The organism is Faecalibacterium duncaniae (assembly GCF_010509575.1).
In the GTDB taxonomy this organism is placed as follows: Bacteria; Bacillota; Clostridia; order Oscillospirales; family Ruminococcaceae; genus Faecalibacterium; species Faecalibacterium duncaniae.
Genome location: NZ_CP048437.1, coordinates 518,027 through 540,456, shown reverse-complemented (window position 1 = coordinate 540,456; position 22,430 = coordinate 518,027). Strand labels below are relative to the sequence as shown.

Annotated in this window: 21 protein-coding genes and 2 tRNA genes; 7 read left to right on the top strand and 16 right to left on the bottom strand. The window is 55.7% G+C overall.

Annotated elements, in window-relative coordinates:
* Positions 1 to 373: 373 nt before the first annotated feature.
* From GXM22_RS02515 to GXM22_RS02490, 6 genes are all read right to left on the bottom strand, one after another.
* Positions 374 to 610, bottom strand: a complete 237-nt coding sequence (locus GXM22_RS02515; RefSeq protein WP_014080336.1) for a hypothetical protein — start codon at positions 608 to 610, stop codon at positions 374 to 376.
* 214 nt (positions 611 to 824) lie between these two features.
* On the bottom strand, positions 825 to 1,325 hold the full coding sequence (locus GXM22_RS15180) for a hypothetical protein (protein ID WP_005929418.1): 501 nt from the start codon (positions 1,323 to 1,325) through the stop codon (positions 825 to 827).
* 188 nt (positions 1,326 to 1,513) lie between these two features.
* Entirely contained in the window at positions 1,514 to 1,903 is a 390-nt protein-coding gene (locus GXM22_RS02505; protein WP_005923150.1) for a hypothetical protein, read from the bottom strand.
* 281 nt (positions 1,904 to 2,184) lie between these two features.
* Positions 2,185 to 2,649, bottom strand: coding sequence for a DUF3592 domain-containing protein (locus GXM22_RS02500; RefSeq protein WP_005929423.1), 465 nt, complete (start codon positions 2,647 to 2,649; stop codon positions 2,185 to 2,187).
* 179 nt (positions 2,650 to 2,828) lie between these two features.
* Entirely contained in the window at positions 2,829 to 3,494 is a 666-nt protein-coding gene (locus tag GXM22_RS02495; protein WP_005929425.1) for a sigma-70 family RNA polymerase sigma factor, read from the bottom strand.
* Entirely contained in the window at positions 3,478 to 4,308 is an 831-nt protein-coding gene (locus GXM22_RS02490) for a helix-turn-helix transcriptional regulator (RefSeq protein WP_005929427.1), read from the bottom strand. The genes GXM22_RS02495 and GXM22_RS02490 overlap by 17 nt, the downstream gene beginning before the upstream one ends.
* A gap of 686 nt (positions 4,309 to 4,994) precedes the next feature.
* Here GXM22_RS02490 and GXM22_RS02485 point away from each other — a divergent pair.
* Together GXM22_RS02485 and GXM22_RS02480 are read left to right on the top strand one after the other, a co-directional pair.
* Positions 4,995 to 6,260: a plasmid recombination protein gene (locus GXM22_RS02485; protein ID WP_005929433.1), complete on the top strand. Its 1,266-nt coding sequence runs from the start codon at positions 4,995 to 4,997 to the stop codon at positions 6,258 to 6,260.
* Between the two features lie 17 nt (positions 6,261 to 6,277).
* Positions 6,278 to 6,454: a hypothetical protein gene (locus GXM22_RS02480; protein WP_227611579.1), complete on the top strand. Its 177-nt coding sequence runs from the start codon at positions 6,278 to 6,280 to the stop codon at positions 6,452 to 6,454.
* A gap of 98 nt (positions 6,455 to 6,552) precedes the next feature.
* Here GXM22_RS02480 and GXM22_RS02475 read toward each other — a convergent pair whose 3' ends face one another.
* From GXM22_RS02475 to GXM22_RS02460, 4 genes are all read right to left on the bottom strand, one after another.
* A complete protein-coding gene (locus GXM22_RS02475; RefSeq protein ID WP_035393319.1) occupies positions 6,553 to 6,804 on the bottom strand; it encodes a DUF6061 family protein in 252 nt (83 codons plus the stop codon).
* Positions 6,805 to 6,956: 152 nt separating this feature from the next.
* Positions 6,957 to 7,042: transfer RNA gene (locus GXM22_RS02470), tRNA-Tyr, on the bottom strand.
* 114 nt (positions 7,043 to 7,156) lie between these two features.
* Entirely contained in the window at positions 7,157 to 8,542 is a 1,386-nt protein-coding gene (locus GXM22_RS02465) for an alanine/glycine:cation symporter family protein (RefSeq protein WP_005929442.1), read from the bottom strand.
* 136 nt (positions 8,543 to 8,678) lie between these two features.
* Positions 8,679 to 8,765 (bottom strand) — tRNA-Leu (locus GXM22_RS02460).
* 220 nt (positions 8,766 to 8,985) lie between these two features.
* On the opposite strand from GXM22_RS02460, the gene GXM22_RS02455 reads away from it, so the two are divergent.
* Positions 8,986 to 9,360, top strand: a complete 375-nt coding sequence (locus GXM22_RS02455) for a DUF3592 domain-containing protein (protein WP_005929445.1) — start codon at positions 8,986 to 8,988, stop codon at positions 9,358 to 9,360.
* Between the two features lie 15 nt (positions 9,361 to 9,375).
* Positions 9,376 to 10,311, top strand: coding sequence for a SurA N-terminal domain-containing protein (locus tag GXM22_RS02450; protein WP_005929448.1), 936 nt, complete (start codon positions 9,376 to 9,378; stop codon positions 10,309 to 10,311).
* A gap of 43 nt (positions 10,312 to 10,354) precedes the next feature.
* Here GXM22_RS02450 and GXM22_RS02445 read toward each other — a convergent pair whose 3' ends face one another.
* The 5 genes from GXM22_RS02445 to GXM22_RS02425 form a co-directional block, all read right to left on the bottom strand.
* The gene (locus GXM22_RS02445; protein WP_005929450.1) at positions 10,355 to 12,130 is read right to left on the bottom strand and encodes an ABC transporter ATP-binding protein; all 1,776 of its coding nucleotides are present in this window, start codon (positions 12,128 to 12,130) and stop codon (positions 10,355 to 10,357) included.
* Positions 12,127 to 13,866 (bottom strand): ABC transporter ATP-binding protein, encoded by a 1,740-nt coding sequence (locus GXM22_RS02440; RefSeq protein ID WP_166444377.1) that lies wholly within the window; start codon positions 13,864 to 13,866, stop codon positions 12,127 to 12,129. Before GXM22_RS02440 ends, GXM22_RS02445 begins: the two co-directional genes overlap by 4 nt.
* A 169-nt stretch (positions 13,867 to 14,035) precedes the next feature.
* Complete coding sequence (locus GXM22_RS02435; RefSeq protein ID WP_035393321.1) at positions 14,036 to 15,145, bottom strand: GGDEF domain-containing protein; 1,110 nt, start codon at positions 15,143 to 15,145, stop codon at positions 14,036 to 14,038.
* An 11-nt stretch (positions 15,146 to 15,156) separates the two neighbouring features.
* Entirely contained in the window at positions 15,157 to 16,323 is a 1,167-nt protein-coding gene (rlmD, locus tag GXM22_RS02430) for a 23S rRNA (uracil(1939)-C(5))-methyltransferase RlmD (RefSeq protein WP_035393323.1), read from the bottom strand.
* A gap of 332 nt (positions 16,324 to 16,655) precedes the next feature.
* Positions 16,656 to 17,078, bottom strand: coding sequence for a BlaI/MecI/CopY family transcriptional regulator (locus tag GXM22_RS02425; RefSeq protein WP_035393325.1), 423 nt, complete (start codon positions 17,076 to 17,078; stop codon positions 16,656 to 16,658).
* Positions 17,079 to 17,394: 316 nt separating this feature from the next.
* Here GXM22_RS02425 and serC point away from each other — a divergent pair, with 316 nt between their 5' ends.
* Both serC and GXM22_RS02415 read left to right on the top strand, forming a co-directional pair.
* Positions 17,395 to 18,477, top strand: a complete 1,083-nt coding sequence (serC, locus tag GXM22_RS02420; RefSeq protein ID WP_035393327.1) for a 3-phosphoserine/phosphohydroxythreonine transaminase — start codon at positions 17,395 to 17,397, stop codon at positions 18,475 to 18,477.
* A gap of 24 nt (positions 18,478 to 18,501) precedes the next feature.
* Positions 18,502 to 19,662: a phosphoglycerate dehydrogenase gene (locus GXM22_RS02415; RefSeq protein WP_005929471.1), complete on the top strand. Its 1,161-nt coding sequence runs from the start codon at positions 18,502 to 18,504 to the stop codon at positions 19,660 to 19,662.
* Between the two features lie 152 nt (positions 19,663 to 19,814).
* On the opposite strand, the gene GXM22_RS02410 is transcribed toward GXM22_RS02415, so the two are convergent.
* Positions 19,815 to 20,684 (bottom strand): phosphoribosylaminoimidazolesuccinocarboxamide synthase, encoded by an 870-nt coding sequence (locus GXM22_RS02410; protein WP_035393334.1) that lies wholly within the window; start codon positions 20,682 to 20,684, stop codon positions 19,815 to 19,817.
* Positions 20,685 to 20,995: 311 nt separating this feature from the next.
* Here GXM22_RS02410 and GXM22_RS02405 point away from each other — a divergent pair, with 311 nt between their 5' ends.
* Complete coding sequence (locus GXM22_RS02405) at positions 20,996 to 22,429, top strand: 6-phospho-beta-glucosidase (RefSeq protein WP_005929477.1); 1,434 nt, start codon at positions 20,996 to 20,998, stop codon at positions 22,427 to 22,429.
* Position 22,430: the final 1 nt, after the last annotated feature.

Here is a 22,430-nt window from a genome sequence, read left to right as displayed (position 1 = left end):
TGCGAACCTCCTTTTTTATTGCATTGTTCCTTTGTTTCTGCAATAAAAAGCAGGCGTTGTCCCACAGAGAGGGCAGACGCCTGCATAACAACAAAGCACGAAAAAACACCACGATACAGTTCAAAGACTGCTCGTGTCAAACCTACGTGTTCCTTTGCATACGCACGCAAAAAAAGCCCACCATCATGTGGAAAGGTACTTCTACTTTTTATTGCTTATTAGCGTACACAAATTAACACACGTAAGCCTCCTTCCAATCTCAAACTGTCGCACAGTATAACACACATCCGATAGACTTGTCAACCATTTTTAACCTTGTTTTCCATCTTGTTTTTCCATCTCTTACGGGCAGTAGCAAAGCCAGGCGAGCCAGTCAACGGTCAAGATGAACGGCGCTTTCAGCGCCGCCGTTGACAGTCTCGCCCGTCTTTGCTAATGGGTAATCAAGGCGGGAAAGCCATTTTAGGGCTTTCCCGCCCATTTCAATTTTGGGAGAAGAAAGGCCCCAAAATGAACGAGTGCGGCCAAACACTTTTAGGGATTGGCCACCTTGTCCACCCATCCAGCGGGGCGGCGGGGAACGGTCAAGGCCGGGCGTCAGCCCATTCATTTCAGCCTTGACGGTTTCCTGCCGTCCTGCTACTTTTCCCGGAGTGTGGCCACACATCTGGTCACGGTGTCCAGAGCTTTGGGACTTTTTGTCCCATAGGCCGGGGGCGGAGGACGAGGGACGGGGGCTTTCATAATACGCCCTGTCTGCTGCTGAAATCAGCCCTTTGTTTCCGGCTTACCAGCCCCAAACAAAGCCCTGCTTTCCTGCCGCGTCAAATGCCCTTGCCCTCCCCGGCGGCAACGGTATTTTCAGGGCAACGCCGACAGAGCGTATAACACACTACACTTTGCTCCGCAAAGTCGTGTGCCAAATGGGGCGCTGCCCCCTTTGGAAACCCCCGCAACAAACAGGTGCTATGCACCCAGCCGGGAGCATAGCGCCGTTTGTTGTCAGCAGCCCGTTTCACGGTCTGCGTGTAGTTCCTTGTAAACTGACCTAAACTGAGATTCAAACCTTTAAGTGGGATTGTTCTAGCCAGTTGAGGGATAGAAACTGTATGGAGAATATCAATTTTTGATAAACCTCTATACGTTTCTGTCTTTTCGGCTTCACTTAGCAACCGTTCTGCATACTGATTTGAAATAACCTGTATGCGAAATTGTTCTTTTTCATCCTCGGTCATCTCAAGTGGAACGCCGTGCAATGTGTCCACAATATAGGACGAAATTTTAGCGAAGTGCTCGTCAAAATCAGTGGTATCTTCGTTGGTCATATTTCTGTTCTACCCTCATTATAAGCTTTCCGGTCTGCTTAAAGTTACAGCTTTCAGCGTAAAGCTTCCGTAGTTTTTAATGCTAAACGATAGTTATCGAACTTTTCCACAGCTTTTGCAAAATCGTCGAGAAAAAGTTCTGTATCTTTTTCATTCGTACCACTTTACCCCATTATTAGAATTGAAAATTAGTAGCCCTTTGATATAAATAAGTAAACGATGAATCCACCCCACAAAACAACTTCAGCAATTATCAAACACTTCAAGTGTTGCTGCAATTTTTCGGGGTCAATTTCGCCTTTTTTCAGAAAATCATAAATTGAATTTCGCAATTTATCTATGTCTTCCTGCTTGATTTCCAGTTTCAAATAAAAATTTTTCCCGAAAAGGAGCTGGTGCATCCCATAATATATTGAAAGCAATATTAAAAATGAAGTAATACTTACAAGCGCTGGCTGGGTCCAGCTTATTGTCATACCTTCTACCGATGTAAGATTTCTATAAAAAACAATATCACTTAAACCAGCTACAAACAACAGAAAATTCCAAACCAAAAATGTATATAAAGTTTTCTTCATTTTCTATACCTTCTTTCACTACTGCCCACATTGCTGGAAATATCAAACGCCTACTTTATTTTTATGCCCTCATTTTTTACAAATCATCAAACCTTCCCGCCTTGCTTTTTTGTTTAGATAACGAAATTTAAGCCTGATTTATTTCGTTTGTCCACAAAATTTTTCAAAATCGTATAGATGCACATAAACTTCCTGAAAATTTGTAGCACAATCGCAATCTTCTTTTAAATAAACACGCTATAAGGATAAACTTTTTGTTTTACCTCGATTGAAAGCCATCTTTAGCTTTCTGGTTTGAGAACTGTACTTCGGGCCGGATTCTTTGGGTCTACTAGAATTTTTATTGGTGCCCCTTTCGGAATACATGGATTGAACCAAAACCACTGCGACTTTCCATTATAGGTTTCACCTTTAACTTTATACTGATAATGTACCACATATGGATAGATTACATCTTCATCGGCAAGGTGGTAGGTACTCATATGAAATTTTATATGTACTCGTTTTGTTGCTGTAACCTTTCCGATGATTCTTGTTCCATTTTTCAAAAGTTCTGCCTTTTTATAGTCGGAAATAATCGCCAATCCGATAATTATACCTGCTACAATCCATGCTAATATCGCAGCCACCCAAATACCAGACTTACACGCTCCAACCGATATAATTGCCGCCACGAACATTCCGACATATGCCAGTGTATGAATAAGATCTTTTGAAAAAAACATTTTATCTCGTGTAATTTTCATAAAACGGCATCCTCCTCAAATCCTACAGTCGGTAATCAGCAGCTTCGTGAAATCAACGTTCCTTAGATACTTAGATTTAATCCTATTTTGTTTCATCCGTCTACAAAATTCCTCAAAATCGTATAGCTGCACATAAATTTCCAGAAAACTTGTAGCACAATCACGATTTTTCTTTTCACTCAGATAAACCACCACGGCAATTCCAGCCACAGGTTATCCATAGCCTGTTCCTCGGTCTTTTGGGCGCGGCCTTTTGTCAGGTGGAAATATATCGCCGTGCCGATCAGCGGATGTTCCTCGCCATCGGTGAAGCCATAGCGGTACAGCAGATAGGTCTGCTCCCGTTGGGTCAGCCGTTTCAGACCATCGTACAGTTCCCGGCGCAATTCCTGTTCCTCCATAATGGTCTGCGGCTGCATGGCGTAGGGGTCGGCTATGGCTTCGATGCGCCGCAGTTGTTCCTCTCCCGGCAGAACATCGTCCAGCGAAACGCGCTGGCAGCAGATACCGTCCTTATCCTCCGTCACCATCCGCTGCTCAAAAGCAGTAAAGGCATCCCGAACCATATCCATCATGGCGTTACGGATAGCAGGAGCCGCATAGGTCAGGAACTTCATGCCGCGCGCCGCATCGAACTTCGGCACGGCTTTCCACAAGCCCATATTCCCTGCCTGTTTCAAATCGTCCGTGTCAAGGTTCAGGCCAGCCTGTGCCAGATTCATGCTGCGAAAAAGGTCATTCGCCACCTTGCCGATAAAGGACTTGTTGTTGTCGATCAGGCTGTCCAGCGCGGCAGCATCGCCTTTCTGTGCCAGCGCACAAAGCCGTTCATTCGTCTGCTTCATGGGCGTTTTCCTGCTCTGCGGCAGACTGCAAGATTCCCAGCAGACCGCTTCGCAGCTGTTCCAGTGCTTCCGGCGTAGCTCCTTCCATGCCCGAAACGCTGTCCAACATTGCATCCGTCAACTGCTCTGCCGTGATCGTTGGGTGCTGCACATCCTGCCCTTTGGTCAATTCGGTGAACATCTTCTCGGCCACTTTCTTGCTCATGGCTTCCTGTTCGGCGTAATGGCTCCCGATGCCCTTTTTGATTTCCTTGACCGCCGCCATGAAGTACATCTCGATATCATCAAGATCACCTTGATACACCGGCTTTCTCCGAAGGCTGATGTCCTTTGCGGCTTTGGCTGCCTCCGGGGTCTTGACCCTTGTGCGCAGCAGGGTGCTCAATGTCGTGAGCATGGCGTTCTGTGCCGCGATACCGGATGCAAAGGTATCATCAAAATACTGCGCTATGCGGTAAGTAAGCTCTGCGAAACGGGTATTTTCCAGCAGCAGATTGACCACCTCTGTATTGACACGCCCTGTGTAGAGGTTCTTTGCAGCTTCTACGGACAAGCCCAGTTCGGCAATGTCGTAATTTTTGCGGTCGGGGATGTTGGTTTCTCCCAGCAGGAAATCCGTAGATACGTTGAACAGCCTTGCGATCTTCAGCACCTGCTCATGGGTCAGGGTTCCTTTCGCACCACTGATAAAGCGGTTGATGGTGCTTTTGGAGCAGCCGATTTCCTTGGCAAGCTCCGGTTGGCTGATATTGTGTTCTTTCATCAAGTCCGCAAGACGGACGTTGGACGGTGCGGGCAGATATTCCTGTGCCATGTGGTCGGCCCTCCTTTTTGAGCTTTTTCCTCATTATAATACGCTCTGCCGTTTTGTTCAATATACGGTTACCTCTCCGCCCTTGCTGTTGCAAATCTGCAACCAGTAAGGGCTTTTTTCTTTTTCCGTTGCAGTTCTGCCGCTTTTTCACCTTTCCTGCAAAATTTTCCGTATATTCAGGCAGGAAGCAAAAAACACCAGAGTTCCCACGCTGGGTACTCTGGTGCAACACATAACACCGCCCTGCCCGGTGGTCGCAGGGTGCGGGGTTTTGTAGGCATCGAACCGCTTGTCCACCCCTGTCCGTAAAAAGTGCATTTTTTTCACGGAAGAAGTTCGTACAACCTGTACGGTCTGTACTTGTACGCACCTGTACGGAAAATCGAAGCAAATTAAAACGTGCTATCGTTTATATTTCGGATTTCCGTACGCCGTACAGACCGTACGGGTTATTTGAAGTCCGTACGCAATTTTTTCAGATGCGTACGGAGCAATCAAGTTCGCATTGTGCGAATTTGATCGTAGCTCTCCCGCAGGAGACGTTCCCCCTCGGAGAGTCCTCGAAGAGCCCACTACACTTTGCAGCCCATAGGGATGAAAGTGTCATAGTGGGTTATTACACTTCCGCAGAAGTGCATCTCCGTTCCCCGTCACCTCCCGATGAACCCCGAAAGGAGGGATGCCCTTTGGCAAGAAATGATGGTATTGACCGCACCAGTGTCCGAAATCTCGCCGTTTCGGACAAGTCTGTTGGCAACACCCAGCAGCACAACGAGCGCGAAAAGGATAGCTATCGGAACCCCGACATCATCCCCCAGCGCACTGCATGGAACGTCCACTTCAAAAAGCCTACTGCCAGCTACACTGACCTATTTGCCCAACTGGAAGCCGCTGGAACCATTTCCACGCGCGGCCTGAAGCCGGATGCCACCCATTACTGTGAACTTGTCTTTGATGTCAACTCAGCCTATTTTGACAATCACGGTGGCTACGAGTTCGCCAAGCAGTTCTATGAGGATGCCTACAAAGCAGCCGTTCAAATCGTGGGTGGTGAGCAGTATATCCTCTCGGCAGTCATGCACGCCGATGAGATCAACCGTGCCATGACCGAAGCACTAGGCCGCGAAGTTTACCACTACCACCTCCATGTGGTCTATGTACCTGTGGTGGAAAAGCAGATCCTGTGGTCGAAACGCTGCAAGGACAAGGCACTGGTCGGCACAGTCAAGGAGACCGTCATGCAGGTCAGCCGGAGCAAGAAGTGGGCATCCAAGCCCCTGCTGGACGATGCTGGAGAGCCCGTCCTGCAAAAGAACGGCAAACCAGTCCTGAAGAAGTCGTACAGTGTCCTGCAAGACGATTTCTTCCACTATATGCGCAACGCCGGGTATACGGATGTAGAGCGCGGTGAGCGTGGCAGCACTGAAGAACACCTGACCGTCACCCAGTTCAAAGTCCAGCGGGAGCAGGAGCGACTGGACACTCTGACCGCCCAGATTGACCAGAAAGAGCAGCACCTCACCCAAACCAACAAAACCCTCTCCAAGACCGAAAAGGAACTTGCCGCTGTGCAGAAAAAGGTCACGCTCACAAAAGAAGCCCTCATTCATGCGCGCGATCTGGATTATATTGGTAAGCGCACCTTTCTCGGCAACTATTCGCTGACCGAAGAAGAGTTTTCCAAGCTGAAAAAGCAAGCCGACCACGGCTATATGATGGATGTGGAGAACCGCCGCCTGAAAGAAGAACTTTCCACCGCCAAGAAAGAGGCCGTTCGTTGGAGCAACAAGTACCACGACCTGTGGTACGACGTGAAACCCTATCTGGATGCTCTCCACCGTGCGCCCGAACTGGTGCGTGGCTTTCTGGAAAAGATTCTTGCCCCCAAGCAGGAGCGCACCATGAATGTGCCGCAGCGAAACCACAAGCGTGGACAGAATATGGAACTTTGATTTTCGGAGGATACCATTTGAACAAAAAGAAGAAGTCGAACAAATCCGGCTACCCGGATGAAGCGATCAAGACCCTTGCGCGTTGCTTTTATCCCTCCATGGTTGAGTTTTTCAACAGTGAGGAAGGCCAGCGTGAATATGAGGAATGGCTGAAAGAGCAGAAAGCACTACAAGCCTTGCCTGTTGCAGCATAAAAACAGCAGGACGCTCCCGATGAAAGGAACGCCCTGCCTTACATAGATGTATCTCACCGAGGTGTGTCCAGTTGGGCACACCTCTTATTTTTTTGTCCTTAATCTTCTAACCCATGGCTCCCGGCTGCATTTTTCAAATATTCCTCTGGGTCACCGTTCAGAATCAAATCGGCGTAGCCCAGCGGGTCATTGTAGATGAGATAATCTAACTCTGCCCTCTGCGCCATAGTCACATCCAGCGCATCCTCGACCCCGGTGCAGTCAATATAGATCATTCTCCCATCCCGGAGCAGCAGCTCCACGCACCCGGTGTCCATGTTGAAATGGCAGGCTCTTGCATCGTACTTCATAATCATACCCTCCAAATCTTGTTATCAGCTTACGGTCTATGACAAGGTATCGGAGTTTTGCGCCGTCCACGGGAGCCTTCATTGCTGTACCCAAAGAAAACGAAAAATCCGAACCCTTCTCCAATCGGAAACAGGTTCGGATTTTTCTTGTTTGGTGGGCGCGGGTGGATTCGAACCACCGAAGCTGAAAAGCAGCAGATTTACAGTCTGTCCCCATTGGCCACTCGGGAACACGCCCAAATTCTGTTCACGTCCGTTGCCGGACGACTTATTTATTTTATCAGACTGCGGGCGATTTGTCAACTACTTTTTTCGGATTTTTGCAGCTTTTCTGCGGAAGCTGTCGGCAGGGTCAGTTTTTGGTCAGATGTTTCCGGCGCTCGTAATCCCGCAAGGCGGCAATGGCTTCGCCGGACATGGGGTAGAGGGCAATGAGATTGAATATGGTCATCAAGCCGATGCCCACGTCGCCCAGATCCCACACCACGGTATAGGCTTCCAGGCCGCCCACCATCAGCATGACAAGGGCCAGCACTTTATAGGCCGTCTGCCAGCCCCAGCGGTCACCAAAGAGGTACGCCACATTGGAGCGGGCATAGAACAGGATGCCGATGAAGGTGGAGAAGCTGAACAGCGCCAGCGTGACGGCAATGAACACCACGCCAAAGCTGCCCAGATGGTACTGCGCCGCTGCCTGCAGCAGGTCCATGCCGGTCAGCCCAGTGGTGACATTTGCGGGAGCCAGCAGCATCATAAAGGCAGTGCAGCTGCAGATGACCACCGTGTCGATCAGGACACCCAGTGCCTGCACAAAACCCATCTTCACGGGATCATCGCAGGAGGCAGCCGCTGCCGCACAGGGGGCCGAACCGCTGCCTGCTTCATTGGAGAACAGGCCGCGCTTGACACCGTTCATCAGCACCGCGCCAAAGCCGCCCGCGGCCACCTGCCGCAGGCCGAAGGCTTCCGAGAAGATGCGGCCCAGCACAGCGGGCAGCTGGCGGAAATTTACCGCAATGATGATGACCGTCATCACGAAATAGCAGACCGCCATGATCGGCACGATGACATCCAGGCTTTTCACGGTGGCATCTTTGCGCAGGACAATGACCGCCGAGAGTACCACCAGCACCACCGTGGTCACAATGGGCGGGATGGAGAACGCATTGGCAAAGGCAGAGCTGACCGAGTTGCTGATGACCTGGCTGATGCCGCACCAGCAGATGAGGCCCGAAATGGCAAACAACACCGCGATGATGGAATGACGCAGCTTTTTGCCCCGCTTGCGCTCGGCCAGCACATGGATGTAGTAGGCCGGGCCGCCGCGCTGCCCGCCATAGAGCGGGTCGGGCTGCCGGTACTTCTGGGCCAGTGTGGATTCCACAAAGGAGGTGGAGGCCCCCAACAGGGCCGTGACCCACATCCAGAACACCGCACCGGCACCACCGGCAGACACCGCCGCCACCACGCCCACCAGATTGCCCATGCCTACCCGGGTGGCCGTGGAGACGATGAGCGTCTGAAAAGAGGAAAGGCTGTCCATGCTCTGGTTCTTTTCGCAGACAGCGGCGATCATATCCCGGAACAGCCGCACGGGCAGCAGCCGGGTGCGCAGGGTGAAGAACACGCCCGCCGTGAGCAGCAGCACCGCCATCAGCGAAATGCCGATGCCGCCTACCGGCAGGGTGAACAAATCACCCCAGAGCAGGTTGTATACCGTTTCGATCAAATGGGACATTCTGAGGAGCCTCCTGTTGTGTGATTACTTTATTATAATACAGCACTTCAGGTTTGTAAATCAGAAAATCCCAGCGCAGAGAAAACAAAAAACCCGAACCCTTCTCTTTCGAGAAAAGGTTCGGATTTTCATTGTTTGGTGCGGATAAGAGGACTTGAACCTCCACCGAGTTGCCCCGATTAGAACCTGAATCTAACGCGTCTGCCAATTCCGCCATATCCGCATATTCTGTTTTGTTCGTGGGCCGTTCGGCTCGGAACGTTAGTTATTATACCACAGCCACAAGAAAAGTCAAGCACTATTTTCAAAATTGTTCGACAAAAAAATGCTCTAAATTTCGGGCACTCCGTACAGGGGCATTTGGGCCGGAATATGGTACAATAAAAGCTGACCGTCCGGCCTGTATGCCGCCGGGCGAGTAATGACGGAATGAGGGAAACCGAATGTTCAATGTTCTGATCTTCATCATCGGCGCGGGCATCATGTTCTACATGGGCCTGCGCAGTGTGCTGCAGCGCCGCCGCTTACAGCAGAAGGGCCAGCGTGTGGAGGCCCGGGTGGCAGGCACCGTTCAGAGCCGGGACGGCACGGCTTATCTGCTTGAGTTCGAGACCGAGGGCGGCAGCCACCGCCTGCACTACCCCAAAGCCGCCAAAGGCAAGGGCTTGGCCAGCGGAGAAACGGTCACACTGTACTATGACCCCGAAGATCCCGAAAAGATGTATGTGGAGGGCGACCGCTCCGTTCTGGGGGCCGAGATCCTCTATTTCTGTCTGGCCGTTGTGCTGCTGGCACTGATGGTCAGCTTTAGCCGCTGAGAGGAGGTCACCGCAATGGTATTGGAACATATCGGAATGCCCCAGCCCGGGGACTGCCGGGTGGTATTCTCCGCCAGCGCCGAAGAGCTGGAAGCGGCCATTCAGGCCGAACAGGCCGCAGAGAACCCGCCGCAGACGGAAGAGGATCTGCTGACCGCCGCCGTGAACCGGGCTATCCTGACCGGTTTTTCCACATTATATCAGGAGCTTGTGGAAAAAGAGCATCTGGTGCCCGTGACCGATCCAGATTTTGAGCTGCTGGCCGTCAACCGGGCCGAAGGCTTCCGGGCGGGGGCAGAGTTCTACTGCCTGCCGCCGCTGGAGCTGGAACGTTACACCGGCTTCACCCAGCCCATCCAGCCCCGGCCCATCCGGCAGGTGAGCATTGAGTTGGAAGTAAACACCCGGCACGGCGATGAAGACCGCGCCGCCGATGCCGCAGGCAAGGCGGCCCTGCGCCAGCAGGTTGCACGGGAGCTCTATGCCCAGCGCTGTGCGCAGGCCAAGGCACTGGCCCGCCGGGAGCTTATCTTCCAGCTGGGCGGCTGTGTCAAGGGCCCCCTGCCCAAGGACCTGGTCTCCGGCAACTATTTTGCTGAACAGCGGAACTTCAACCTGCGGCTGCAGGCCAACAACGTCAACTTTGACCAGTACCTCAAGGTGCGGGGCCAGACCGTGGAGCAGTTCCGCACTGAGCTCCACGCACAGGCAGAGCAGAAGCTGCGGGGCAGTCTGGGCCTTCTGATGGTGGCCGAGCGGGAACACCTCTGGCCCACCGATGCCGAGGTGGAGGCCGCACTGGCACACTGGAAGGGTGAGCGCACCTTCCCTGCCAACGATTTCCGCAAGGTGCGGCAGGGCATCGCCAGCCAGCGGGCGGCAGAGTTCGTGGAAGCCCACTCCACTCTGCTTCCCCCGCCGGAGGAACCGGTGCTGGAAACCATCGCATAAAAAATGGGAGATGCCGCTGCCGACATCTCCCATTTTGGTTTTTTCAGGTCTCCACGCCCTCGAACTGGCTGTTATAGAGCTTGGCATAGAAGCCGCCCTGCGCCAGCAGGGTGTCGTGGTCGCCCTGCTCCACGATGTGGCCATCCTTCATCACAAGGATGACATCGGCCTCACGGATGGTGGACAGGCGGTGGGCCACGATAAAGCTGGTGCGGCCCTGCATCATCCGGGCAAAGGCAGCCTGGATGCGCACCTCGGTGCGGGTGTCGATGGAGGAGGTCGCCTCGTCCAAAATCAGCATGGGGGGCAGGCAGAGCATCACGCGGGCGATGCAGAGCAGCTGCTTCTGGCCCTGACTGATGTTGCCGCCGTCCTCAGCAATGACGGTATCGTAACCCTTGGGCAGGCGGCGGATGAAGCTGTCGGCGTGGGCCGCTTTGGCGGCGGCAACGATCTCTTCCTCAGTGGCATCGGGCTTGCCGTAGGCAATGTTCTCCCGCACGGTACCGGCACGCAGCCAGGTCTCCTGCAGCACCATGCCGTAGCTGCCGCGCAGGGAGGCGCGGGTCAGGCTGCGGATATCATTCCCGGCCACCTCAATGGAGCCGCCGTTGACATCGTAGAACCGCATGAGCAGGTTGATGAGGGTGGTCTTGCCGCAGCCGGTAGGGCCGACGATGGCGATGCGCTGGCCGGGCTTCACATCCAGATTCAGGCCCTCGATGAGGGGGCGGTCCGGCAGGTAGCGGAAGGAAACGTCCTTCAGCTCCACATGGCCGTCGGTCTCCAGCACCTTGGCGTTCTCCGCCTCAGGCACCTGGTCCTCGGCATCCAGCAGCTCGAACACACGGGCCGCGCAGGCCAGTGCGTTCTGCAGCTCGGTGACCACGCCGGAGATCTCATTGAAGGGCTTGGTGTACTGGTTGGCATAGTTCAGGAAGATGCTCAGCTGGCCGATGGTGATGCCGCCCGCCACAGCGTAAACGGCACCCACCAGACCGACACCTGCATAAACGATGTTGTTCACAAAGCGGGTGGCGGGGTTGGTCATGCTGGAGAAGAAGATGGCCTTCAGGCTCACGCTCTGCAGGCGGCCATTCACCTCGTCAAAGGCGGCAAGGCTCTCGGCCTCATGGCCAAAGGCCTGCACGACCTTCTGGCCCTCGATCATCTCGTTGACCAGGGCGGTCTGCTCGCCGCGCACGGTGCTCTGGCCCTGGAAATACTTGTAGCTGCGCTTGGCAAGGAAGTTTGCCACCACCAGGCTCAGCGGGGTGATGCAGACCACCACCAGCGTGATGGGCACATTTTCGCCGAGCATGAACAGCAGGGTGCCAAGGATGGTCAGCACGCCGCTGAACAGCTGGGTAAAGCCCATGAGCAGGCCGTCCGCAAAGGTGTCCACATCGGCGACCATGCGGCTGACGATATCGCCGGAGGGATGACTGTCCAGATAAGAGAGCGGCAGGGTCTGGATCTTACGGAGCGCGGCGTTGCGCAGGTCCCGGCTGACCGAGAAGGTGATGCGGTTGTTGCAGACACTCAGCAGCCACTGGGCAAATGCAGCCACTACGGCCACGATCACGATCTCCACCACGATGCGCAGAACACCGTTGAAGTCCACATTCCCCTTGCCCAGCATCATATCAATGGCGCTGCCGCAGAGGATGGGGATATACAGCTGGGCAGCCACGCTCACAGCGGCCACGATCAGACTGCACACCACAAAAAAGCCGTAAGGGCGGATCTTTTCCAGCACACGCCGAAGCGTTGCGTTGCGCTGTTCCGGGGTCAGCTTACTCTTTGCTTTTGCACTCATTTCTGCGCATCCCCTTTCTTGAACTGGCTGGCGTAGATCTCCTCGTAAACGGGGCAGTTCTTCAGCAGATCGGCGTGCCTGCCCAGACCCACCATCCTGCCGTCATCCAGCACGATGATCTGGTCGGCGTGCTGCAGACTGGCGGCACGCTGGCTCACGATGAACACGGTCAGGTCACCGGGCAGAGCGGCCAGCGCCTTGCGCAGGGCCGCATCGGTGGCGTAGTCCAGCGCGCTGGCGCTGTCGTCCAGGATCAGGATCTCGGGCTTGCCCACCAGCGCACGGGCAATGGTCAGGCGCTGCTTCTGGCCGCCGGACAGGTTCCGGCCGCCCTGCTCCACAGGCTCGTCCAGCCCAAGGGGCTTTGCCCTGACAAAATCCGCAGCCTGCGCAGTCTCCAGTGCGGCCCACAGGTCAGCGTCCGCCGCGTTTTTGTTGCCCCACAGCAGGTTGGAACGGATGGTGCCGCCAAACAGCTGGGCTTTCTGCATCACGACCGCCACACTGCCGCGCAGAGCCGCGCGGGGGTACTCCTGCGCCGGACGGCCCAGGATCTCCACGGTGCCCTCCGTGGCATCATAGAAGCGGGGGATCAGGCTGATGAGGCTGGATTTGCCGCTGCCCGTGCCGCCGATGACACCAATGGTCTGGCCGCGCTTTGCGGTAAAACTGATATCGGTCAGGCTGGGGGCACCGGCACCGGCGTAGGTCAGGCTGACATGGTCGAACCGGACAGCGTCCCCGGCCTTGTCTGCAGGTGCCTCGCCCTTGAGGGCCGCGGGGAATTCCATGCCGGGCTCGGTGTCCAGCACAGCCTGCACACGGCCGGCACAGGCCAGCGCCTTGCTCACCTGCACGATGAGGTTTGCCAGTTTGACCAGCTCCACCAGGATCTGGTTCATGTAGTTCACCAGCGCGATCACATCGCCGGAGGCCATGCCGCCCACATTGATCTCGATGCTGCCCACATAGAGCAGAGCCACGATGGCCAGATTGATGATGACGTAGGTCAGCGGGCTCATCAGGGAGGAGATGTGGCCCACATGGAGCTGCATCCGGGTCAGCAGATCGTTGGCCGACTCAAAGCGGTCGATCTCGCTCTGCTCCTTATCAAAGGCGCGGACCACGCGCACACCGGTCAGGTTCTCGCGGGTCAGGCCCAGCACACGGTCCAGCCGGGCCTGGGCCGTTTTGTACAGCGGGTTGGTGATGACCATGACCCCGAACACCACCACGCTCAGCAGCGGGATGGCGACCACAAAGATCCAGGCGGCCCGCACATTCACGGTGAACGCCATGACCATGGCACCAACCACCACGAACGGGCTGCGCAGGAACAGGCGCAGGAAGAGGTTCAGACCGCTCTGCACCTGATTGATGTCACTGGTCATGCGGGTGATGAGGGTGCTGGTGCCCATGGTATCCATCTCGGTAAAGCCAAGCCTCTGGATGTGCTCAAACAGGGCATGGCGCAGGGAGGTGGAATAGCCCACCGCCGCCTTGGCCGAGAAATACTGGGCCGTCAGGCTGCAGGCAAGGCCCACAACGGCCAGCAGCAGCAGGATGCCGCACCGCACAAGGATATAGTGGAAATCATGTGCTGCAATGCCCACGTTGACGATGTCTGCCATGACCAGCGGCACAAACAGGTCGAACGTGGCTTCCAGCATCTTGAACAGCGGTGCAAGCACAGCCTCGCGCTTGTAGCCGTTCAGGTGGGTAAGCATTTTATTCAAGGGGTGATTCTCCTTTCCCAGTGATAGCGGGTGTAAACTTCACAGTTCTTTATTATAGTACAGGAAATGCAAAAAAGCCAGTTCAAATCACGCCATTGCGCACCGTGCCCTGCCAGAACAAGGAAAGGGACTGCCGCACAGGGGGAGATCCCAGTGCAGCAGTCCCTTTTCATAGGAGGGTATGATTCGGAGAACAATGAGCGGCATCGGGCTTCCGGGCCTTTTTGTAGCGGTACATCTCCCGGTCGGCCCGATTCTTCACAGCCAGCACATCCTCCCCCAAAAAAGGAGCTGAACCAAAGGACACCGTGGGCAGAAAGTCCACGGCTTTTCGCCGCTGTTCCAGCTGGCGTACAAACTCCTGCGCGCACTGGGCCTCCCGGTCTGCGTTTTCCATCAGCACACAAAACTCGTCGCCGCCGGTACGGTAGCAGTAGCCGCTGCGGGCATAGGCTTTTTTGATGCAGCGGCCGATCTCGGCCAGACAGATATCTCCCTGCAGGTGGCCGTAGCGGTCGTTGATCTGCTTGAAGTCGTCCACATCGAACACCACCAGCACCCCGCCGCGGCGGCGCATCTCAGCAGTGCGGTTCAGATAGCTGTTCTGATTCAGCAGCCCGGTAAGGGCATCCAATTGGTTCCACATCTCGCTGCAATAGATAAAGTACAGCACCGACAACAGGGTAACGCACAGCCATGTAACGTGAAGCTCCGGCAGTGTCACCTGAATGGTGGTCTCAATGAGCAGAAAGAACATCAGAGGGTAGATCAGCGCCCGGCTGCGGTTCTGGAATTCCCGCGCCGTGACGAAGGTGGACACCGAAAGATACACGATGGCCGCAAAGTACATGATGATATAAATACAGAAGTATTGCCCGCGGGAATAAACGTTGTCGGCGCTGACGGAGAACACCAGCCCGGCGGGGATGGACAGAGCAAGGAACAGCAGGTAGCACGCCTCGCAGCACACCGCCGCCCTGAACCAGCGGTTCATCCTCTTTTTCCGGTCCATGACATACACAAGGCAGAGACACACTCCCGGGGACAGGCCGAACCCCAGATAGTTGGACAGGATGTTCAGCCAGCGGTAGCCCGCCGGGGTGCCATCCACCGCCAGTGTCACCACCTCCAGCACCGAGATCACCGCGATCAGCGCAAAGGCAAAGAAAAATCCCTGCTTCTGCTTTTTGTTCAGGGACTCGCTGAGCTTTGTGAGGATGCACATGAAGCTCAGCACAAAAAGGTCAATGGCCGTTAATACATAAAAATATCCATTCATCGTGGCTTGTTTCACCCTTTGGACTTCTGTGATCTGGTCAGCGCGCAGACCACCTCACAATGGGCGGTCTGGGGGAAGAGATCAACAGGGGTAAAGCCCTCGGCGCGGTAGCCTTTGGCGGTCAGGAGGGCAAGATCACGGGCCATAGTCTCGGGGTTGCAGCTGACATAGACCACCCGTTTGGGGGCCATGCGGGCCACGCTCTCGATGAACTGGGGGGTGGAGCCTTCGCGGGGCGGGTCCATGAAAATGACATCTGCTCTCTGCCCGGCGGCCGCCGCTTCTGTGATCCACTGGGTGGCATCGGCGGCAAAGAAGCGGGCGTTTTTCACGTCGTTGTGCCTTGCGTTGCCGATGGCATCCCGGACAGCGTCCCGGTTCAGCTCCACGCCCACCACCTGCTTTGCCCTGCCGCTGGCGGTCAGACCGATGGTGCCAATGCCGCAGTAGGCATCCAGCACCACCTCTTTGCCGGTCAGGCGGGCGGCTTCCACAGCCAGACCATACAGCACCTCGGTCTGGTCATGGTTGATCTGGTAGAAACTCCGGGGGCTCAGGGCATAGGTCTTGCCGCAGAGGGTATCCAGAATGAAGCCCTTGCCGTAGAGCACCTTTTCCTCTTCGCCCAGCACCACGCTGGTGCGGCGGGGGTTGTAGTTCTGCACCACGGTGGTCACGGGGACATGGCGCTTTTCGGCTTCGGCCAGCAGAGCACGGACAAAGTTTTTTGCCCCGGGCAGAACCGGCTGGGCGGTCACCAATACCACCATCACCTGCCCGGACACCACGCCGCGCCGCAGCAGGCAGTGGCGGAGCAGGCCGGTGCCCTTGTCCTCATTGTAAGGCTGGTAACGGCAGGTGCTGGCCGCCGCCCGCACCGCCTGCATCACGGTGTCCAGCACTTCGTCCTGCAGCAGGCAGCTTTCCACAGGCAGCACTTTATGCGTGCCTGCCGCATAGATGCCGGACACCAGTTTCCCGCCGGGGCCCGCTGCAAAGGTAGAGATCACCTTATTGCGGTAATGGCAGGGGTTTTCCGCGCCCCGGATGGGAGCCACCGGGCCGTATTTCCCCACCAGCTTACGGACAGCGGCTTCTTTTTGTTTGAGCTGCTCGGCATAATCCAGCCCCAGCATCGGACAGCCGCCGCATTTTTTTGCTTTCAATCTGCACTCCATCGTATATCCTTCCGCCTCTTGACAAAACAAGAAAAAATCACTATACTACAAATAGAAAAGGCACTGCGACAAGCGGTTAGCCCTAGTGGTTTAAGTTTTGGTTAGAAAACCGTCACCGTGCAGGGTGGCGGTTTTCGCTTTTCACCTTGATGGTAAATACCAGTCCAAAAATATGGAACGTCAAAGTAATAGGCATCGCTCTCACCTCCTTCCGGAAGTGTGGGCTAACCGCCTGCCGTTATGTGCAGTACCTTTTCGCATTTAATTTTAACACATCTCTCGACCGAATGCAACGAAAAAGCTCCCGTGATGGGAGCTTTTTCGTTTTTCCGTTACCCATAGGGATCGTACAGGTCATATTCTTCTGCCTCTTGATGCTGCTCCTCCAGCACCCGGATGGCCCGTTCCAGCTGGCTTGGGGAAGCGCCGCTCTCGCTGGCAAGGGCGCGGACCGCTTCGGGCAGGCTGCCGCCGAACAGGGTGTCCATCCGCTGGCGCATGGCCGCAACGCAATAGGCCCGGCGGGTGACCGTGGGCAGATAGGTGTTCTGGCTCCCCGCCTTGCCGCCCTTGACCCAGCCCTTTTCCTCCAGACGGTACAAAAAGTTGAGCACCGTGGCCGGAGCCCAGCCGGTGGCGGTCAGCTTTTCGCTGATGTCCCGCCGGGTGGCCGGGGCGGGGCAGTCCCAGACCGCCAGCAGCACCTGCTCCTCGGCGGCAGAGAGTGGTTTCAGTCTGTCTGAAAGTCCATACACCGGTTTCACCTCCGATTTTTTGCTTTTACATTTGTCTTATTTCAACACGATTATACCATACCCGGCACAAACAGGCAAGCAGTAAAAGTGAGGAGCCATGCGGTAAAACCAGCATATTTTTACATTTGTCTTAAAAAGTGTTCTTTGTCCAAGGACAGTTGTGTGTTTTGTGCGCTCAAGGCAGGCAGAGCAGTCCCATCTTTGTGCAAAGATGCTCTTGTTTTTGCACCCCCGGAACCGGTATACTACGGACAAATCAAGCACACACCTGCCGCAGATGAGAGCGGCGGTACGGATAGGAAAGGGAGAGTTCCATATGGCACGAGTATACAACTTCAGCGCAGGCCCCAGCATGTTACCGGAAAAGGTGCTCCGTCAGGCACAGGCAGAGCTGCTGGAATACGGCGATTCCGGCCAGAGCGTGATGGAGATGAGCCACCGCAGCAAGTGGTTCGATGCCATCATCACTGAAACCGAAGCCACCCTGCGCCGGGTGATGAACATCCCTGACAACTACAAGGTCGGTTTCTTCCAGGGCGGTGCCACCCAGCAGTTTGCCATGGTGCCCCTGAACTTTATGACCACTGGCAAGGCTGATTATCTGGTCACCGGCAATTTTTCGAATCTGGCTGCCAAGGAGGCCGCCAAGTTCGGCGAGGTGAAGATCGTTGCTTCCAGCAAGGACAAGAACTTCACCTACATCCCCGATGTCAACGCCATCGACTACGACAAGGACGCAAGCTACATCCACATCTGCCAGAACAACACCATCTTCGGCACCCAGTACGTTGAGGTACCTCAGGTGGAGGGTGTGCCGCTGGTGGCGGACATGAGCTCGATGATCCTCTCCAAACCTGTGGACGTGAGCAAGTATGGCTGCATCTACTTTGGCGTGCAGAAGAACGTAGCCCCCGCCGGCATGGCCATTGCCATTGTCCGGGACGACCTGCTGGGCCACGCCGCCGACACCGTGCCCACCATGATGAACTACACCACCCTGCTGGCCAAGGACAGCATGTACAACACGCCCCCCTGCTGGTGCATCTACATGACCGGCTTGGTGCTCAAGTATCTGGAAAACGACATCGGCGGTCTGGAAAACATGCAGAAGATCAACGAAGCCAAGGCCAAGATCCTGTACGATTATCTGGACGGTCAGGAGTTCTTCCACAACCCTGTGGAGCACCGCTACCGCAGCACGATGAATGTCACCTTTACCAGCCCCGACCCCGACATGGACAAGAAGTTCTGCGCCGAAGCCGCCGAAGCCGGTTTTGTCAACCTGAAGGGCCACCGTCTGGTGGGCGGTATGCGCGCTTCCATTTATAATGCAATGCCCACCGAAGGCGTAGAGAAGCTGGTGGACTTCATGGAGAAATTCCGCAAGGCAAATGCCTGATTTGTGTATAGGAGATAGGAAAGTATGTTTACGATCAAGACCCTGAACGCCATCAGCCCGGTGGGCCTGGCAAAGCTGAACAAGAACCTGTTTGATGTTTCGGTGGACACCGATGTCCCCGATGGCATTCTGGTGCGCAGCGCTGACCTGCTGAACACCACCTTCAACGACAACCTGCTGGCCATTGCCCGTGCTGGTGCCGGTGTGAACAATATCCCGCTGGATCGCTGCTCGGAGCAGGGCATCGTGGTGTTCAATACCCCCGGTGCCAACGCCAACGCCGTGGCTGAGCTGGTCATTGGGATGCTGATCGCAGGCAGCCGCAATGTGGCCGCCGCCGCCCAGTGGTGCCAGGGCCTGACCGGCGACCCCGCCATGGCCAAGACCGTGGAAAAGGGCAAGAAAAAGTTTGTGGGCAACGAGATCAAGGGCAAGACGCTGGGTGTCATCGGTCTGGGTGCCATCGGTTCCCGGGTGGCCAACTGCGCCATTGAGCTGGGCATGGAGGTCTACGGCTACGACCCCTACATCTCTATTGATGCCGCCTGGAACCTTTCCAGCCAGGTACACCACTGCGTGAACCTGAACGACATGCTCCCTCTGTGCGACTACATCACCCTCCATGTTCCTTACCTGCCCACCACCAAGGATACCATCAACACCCAGACCCTGGCCCTGTGCAAGGACGGCGTGAAGATCCTGAACTACGCCCGCGGTGAGCTGGTGAACACCGCAGCCCTGCTGGAGGCCATGGAGACGGGCAAGGTCTCCGGCTACATGACCGACTTCCCCACTGAGGCCATTCTGGGCAAGCCCGGCATCGTCTGCACCCCGCATCTGGGTGCTTCCACGCCGGAAGCCGAGGACAACTGTGCCGCAATGGCCGCGCAGGAGATCAGCGATTACCTCAAGAACGGCAACATCACCCACTCGGTGAACATGCCCGAGGTGCATCAGCCCCGTGCAGGCGGCAAGCGCATCTGCATCATCCACAAGAACGAGCCCGGCATGATCAGCCAGATCACCGCCCTGACCACCGAAGCGGGCCTGAACATTGAAAACATGGTGAACAAAAGCAAAAAGAACATGGCTTACACCATGCTGGACGCGACCGGTGCCGTGGACGGCAGGCTGGCTGAGAAGCTGGCCGCCATCCCTGCTGTCATCCGGGTGCGCATCCTGTAACACTGCCAACCCTTAGCTTTCCCCTCGCCCCATCTGTTCATGGGCGGGGGGATTTTTTTGTAGAACACCCCGCCGTCCCTCCAGGCAGGTCTGCTGATATAAAAATCCCCCCTGCCGTTATACAGCAGAGGGGAGAAAGAAGATCAGAGTGTTTACAGCTTCTTGCCAGTCAGGAGCTCATAAGCTTCCTCGTACTTGGCAATGGTCTTGTCGATGACATCCTGAGGCAGATCGTAGTTGCTGTCGGGATTGGCCTTGAGCCAGTTGCGGACGAACTGCTTATCGAAAGAGGGCTGACCGTGGCCGGCCTCATAGCCCTCCAGCGGCCAGAAGCGGCTGGAATCGGGGGTGAGCATCTCATCGCCCAGCACCACGTTGCCGTTCTCATCCAGACCAAACTCGAACTTGGTGTCGGCAATGATGATGCCGCGGCTCAGGGCATACGCGGCGCACTTCTTGTACAGGGCAATGGTGTAGTCCCGCAGCTTGGTGGCGTAGTCCTCGCCGTGGCCGGGGAACTGCTTTTCCAGCACCTCGATGCTCTTTTCGTAGCTGATGTTCTCATCGTGGTCGCCGATCTCAGCCTTGGTGGAAGGAGTGTAGATGGGCTCGGGCAGCTGCTGGGATTCCTGCAGGCCCTCGGGCAGGCGGATGCCGCAGACGGTGCCGTTCTGCTGGTAGCTGGCCCAGCCGCTGCCGGTGATGTAGCCGCGCACGATGCACTCGATGGGCAGCATGGTCAGCTTGCGGCACTTCATGCTCCGGCCCTCAAAGGCAGGCGTGCGGAAGAACTCGGGCATATCGGCGGTATCCACGCTCAGCATGTGGTTGGGCAGAACATCCCTGGTGTAGTCGAACCAGAACCTGCTCATCTGGGTCAGCACCTTGCCCTTGTTGGTCACTTTATTTTTCAGGATCACATCAAATGCAGAGATACGATCGGTGGCAACCATAATGAGGCTGTCGCCATTGTCATAGATCTCGCGGACTTTGCCTTCCTTGATGGGCTTGAATTCAGTCATAGCAAACACTCCATTTTTCCTGATAGCTCTTTCATCAACGTCCTCGCCCGCTCCGGCATTGCAAAGCAATGAAGGACAGGGTGAGCCGTTTTCCGTTTACCTATTCAGTCTATCACACTTACTGTCCGTTTGGAAGAAACAGATTCCAAGGAAAATCGCTCGCAATTTTCGATTTCTTCGTGAAAAGTGTCAAAAATCAGCAACATTTTTCGTCGAATTGACGGCTAAAGTCGTACTTTCCCGGTTGACAGCGGCTCAGAACATGGTATCATTGAAGTATCAGAATTCAACTGCATCAGGAGGTAAGACCTATGGGTAAATTCCCGAAAGACTTTTTGTGGGGCGGTGCCACTGCCGCCAACCAGTGCGAGGGCGCTTACAACGAGGGCGGGCGCGGCCTGTCCAGTGTGGACGTGGTACCCTTTGGCCCCGACCGCTTCCCCGTGGCGCTGGGCCAGCTGAAGATGCTGGACTGCGATGCCGAGCACTTCTACCCCTCCCACGAAGCCATTGACATGTACCACCACTTCAAGGAGGACATCAAGCTCTTTGCCGAGATGGGCTTCCGCTGCTACCGCCTGTCCATTGCCTGGACCCGCATCCTGCCCAACGGCGATGACGCGCAGCCCAACGAAGAGGGCCTGCGCTTCTATGAGGAACTCTTTGATGAGTGCCACAAGTACGGCATTGAGCCGCTGGTGACCCTGTGCCACTTTGATACCCCCATTGCCCTGATCAAAAAGTACGGCGGCTGGAAAGACCGCCGGATGGTGGATGCCTACGCCCACTACTGTGAGGTGCTGTTCCAGCGCTTCCGGGGCAAGGTCAAGTACTGGCTGACCTTCAACGAGATCAACATGCTGCTCCACATGCCCTTTATGGGAGCCGGTCTGCTCTTTGCGCCCGGCGAGAATGTGCAGCAGGTCAAATATCAGGCCGCTCACCACGAGCTGGTGGCCAGCGCAAAGGCCGTCAAGCTGGCCCATGCCATCATGCCCGACGCCATGGTGGGCTGTATGCTGGCCGCCGGTCAGTTCTACCCTCGCACCTGCGCCCCTGCCGATGTGCAGGCCGCTGCCGAGGCTGACCGCGACAACTACTTCTTCATTGATGTCCAGTCCCGCGGCGAATACCCTGTCTGGGCCAAAAAACGGATGGAGCGTGCAGGCATTGCCCTGCAGGTGGAGCCGGGCGACGAGCAGCTGCTGAAAGAGGGCACTGTGGACTTCATCTCCTTCAGCTACTATTCCAGCCGCTGCGCCACTGTGGACCCCGAACTGATGAACAAGGCCAGTGGCAATGCCATCATGGATGCCGTCAAGAACCCCTACCTCAAGGCCAGCGATTGGGGCTGGGCCATCGACCCGGTGGGTCTGCGCATCACCATGAACAGCCTGTATGACCGCTACCAGAAACCGCTCTTCATCGTGGAGAACGGTCTGGGTGCGGTGGACAAGGTGGAAGCAGATGGTTCCATCCACGACACCTACCGCATCGACTACCTGCGGGCCCACATTGAGCAGATGGAAAAGTCCATCAACGAGGATGGCCTGCCCCTGCTGGGCTACACCACCTGGGGCCCCATCGACCTGGTCAGTGCTTCCACCGGCGAGATGAAGAAGCGGTACGGCTTCATCTATGTGGACAAGGACAACGAGGGCAAGGGCACGCTGGCCCGCAGCCGGAAGGACAGCTTCTACTGGTATAAAAAGGTCATCGCCTCCGACGGCGAAGATCTGGCCTGAG

Excerpts from the sequence above, each read along its gene's own strand:
- GXM22_RS02515 (WP_014080336.1), bottom strand. The coding sequence starts at position 610 with ATGAATGGGCTGACGCCCGGCCTTGACCGTTCCCCGCCGCCCCGCTGG.
- GXM22_RS15180 (WP_005929418.1), bottom strand. The coding sequence starts at position 1,325 with ATGACCAACGAAGATACCACTGATTTTGACGAGCACTTCGCTAAAATT.
- GXM22_RS02505 (WP_005923150.1), bottom strand. The coding sequence starts at position 1,903 with ATGAAGAAAACTTTATATACATTTTTGGTTTGGAATTTTCTGTTGTTT.
- GXM22_RS02500 (WP_005929423.1), bottom strand. The coding sequence starts at position 2,649 with ATGAAAATTACACGAGATAAAATGTTTTTTTCAAAAGATCTTATTCAT.
- GXM22_RS02495 (WP_005929425.1), bottom strand. The coding sequence starts at position 3,494 with ATGAAGCAGACGAATGAACGGCTTTGTGCGCTGGCACAGAAAGGCGAT.
- GXM22_RS02490 (WP_005929427.1), bottom strand. The coding sequence starts at position 4,308 with ATGGCACAGGAATATCTGCCCGCACCGTCCAACGTCCGTCTTGCGGAC.
- GXM22_RS02475 (WP_035393319.1), bottom strand. The coding sequence starts at position 6,804 with ATGAAGTACGATGCAAGAGCCTGCCATTTCAACATGGACACCGGGTGC.
- GXM22_RS02465 (WP_005929442.1), bottom strand. The coding sequence starts at position 8,542 with ATGTCCCATTTGATCGAAACGGTATACAACCTGCTCTGGGGTGATTTG.
- GXM22_RS02455 (WP_005929445.1), top strand. The coding sequence starts at position 8,986 with ATGTTCAATGTTCTGATCTTCATCATCGGCGCGGGCATCATGTTCTAC.
- GXM22_RS02450 (WP_005929448.1), top strand. The coding sequence starts at position 9,376 with ATGGTATTGGAACATATCGGAATGCCCCAGCCCGGGGACTGCCGGGTG.
- GXM22_RS02445 (WP_005929450.1), bottom strand. The coding sequence starts at position 12,130 with ATGAGTGCAAAAGCAAAGAGTAAGCTGACCCCGGAACAGCGCAACGCA.
- GXM22_RS02435 (WP_035393321.1), bottom strand. The coding sequence starts at position 15,145 with ATGAATGGATATTTTTATGTATTAACGGCCATTGACCTTTTTGTGCTG.
- rlmD (WP_035393323.1), bottom strand. The coding sequence starts at position 16,323 with ATGGAGTGCAGATTGAAAGCAAAAAAATGCGGCGGCTGTCCGATGCTG.
- serC (WP_035393327.1), top strand. The coding sequence starts at position 17,395 with ATGGCACGAGTATACAACTTCAGCGCAGGCCCCAGCATGTTACCGGAA.
- GXM22_RS02415 (WP_005929471.1), top strand. The coding sequence starts at position 18,502 with ATGTTTACGATCAAGACCCTGAACGCCATCAGCCCGGTGGGCCTGGCA.
- GXM22_RS02410 (WP_035393334.1), bottom strand. The coding sequence starts at position 20,684 with ATGACTGAATTCAAGCCCATCAAGGAAGGCAAAGTCCGCGAGATCTAT.
- GXM22_RS02405 (WP_005929477.1), top strand. The coding sequence starts at position 20,996 with ATGGGTAAATTCCCGAAAGACTTTTTGTGGGGCGGTGCCACTGCCGCC.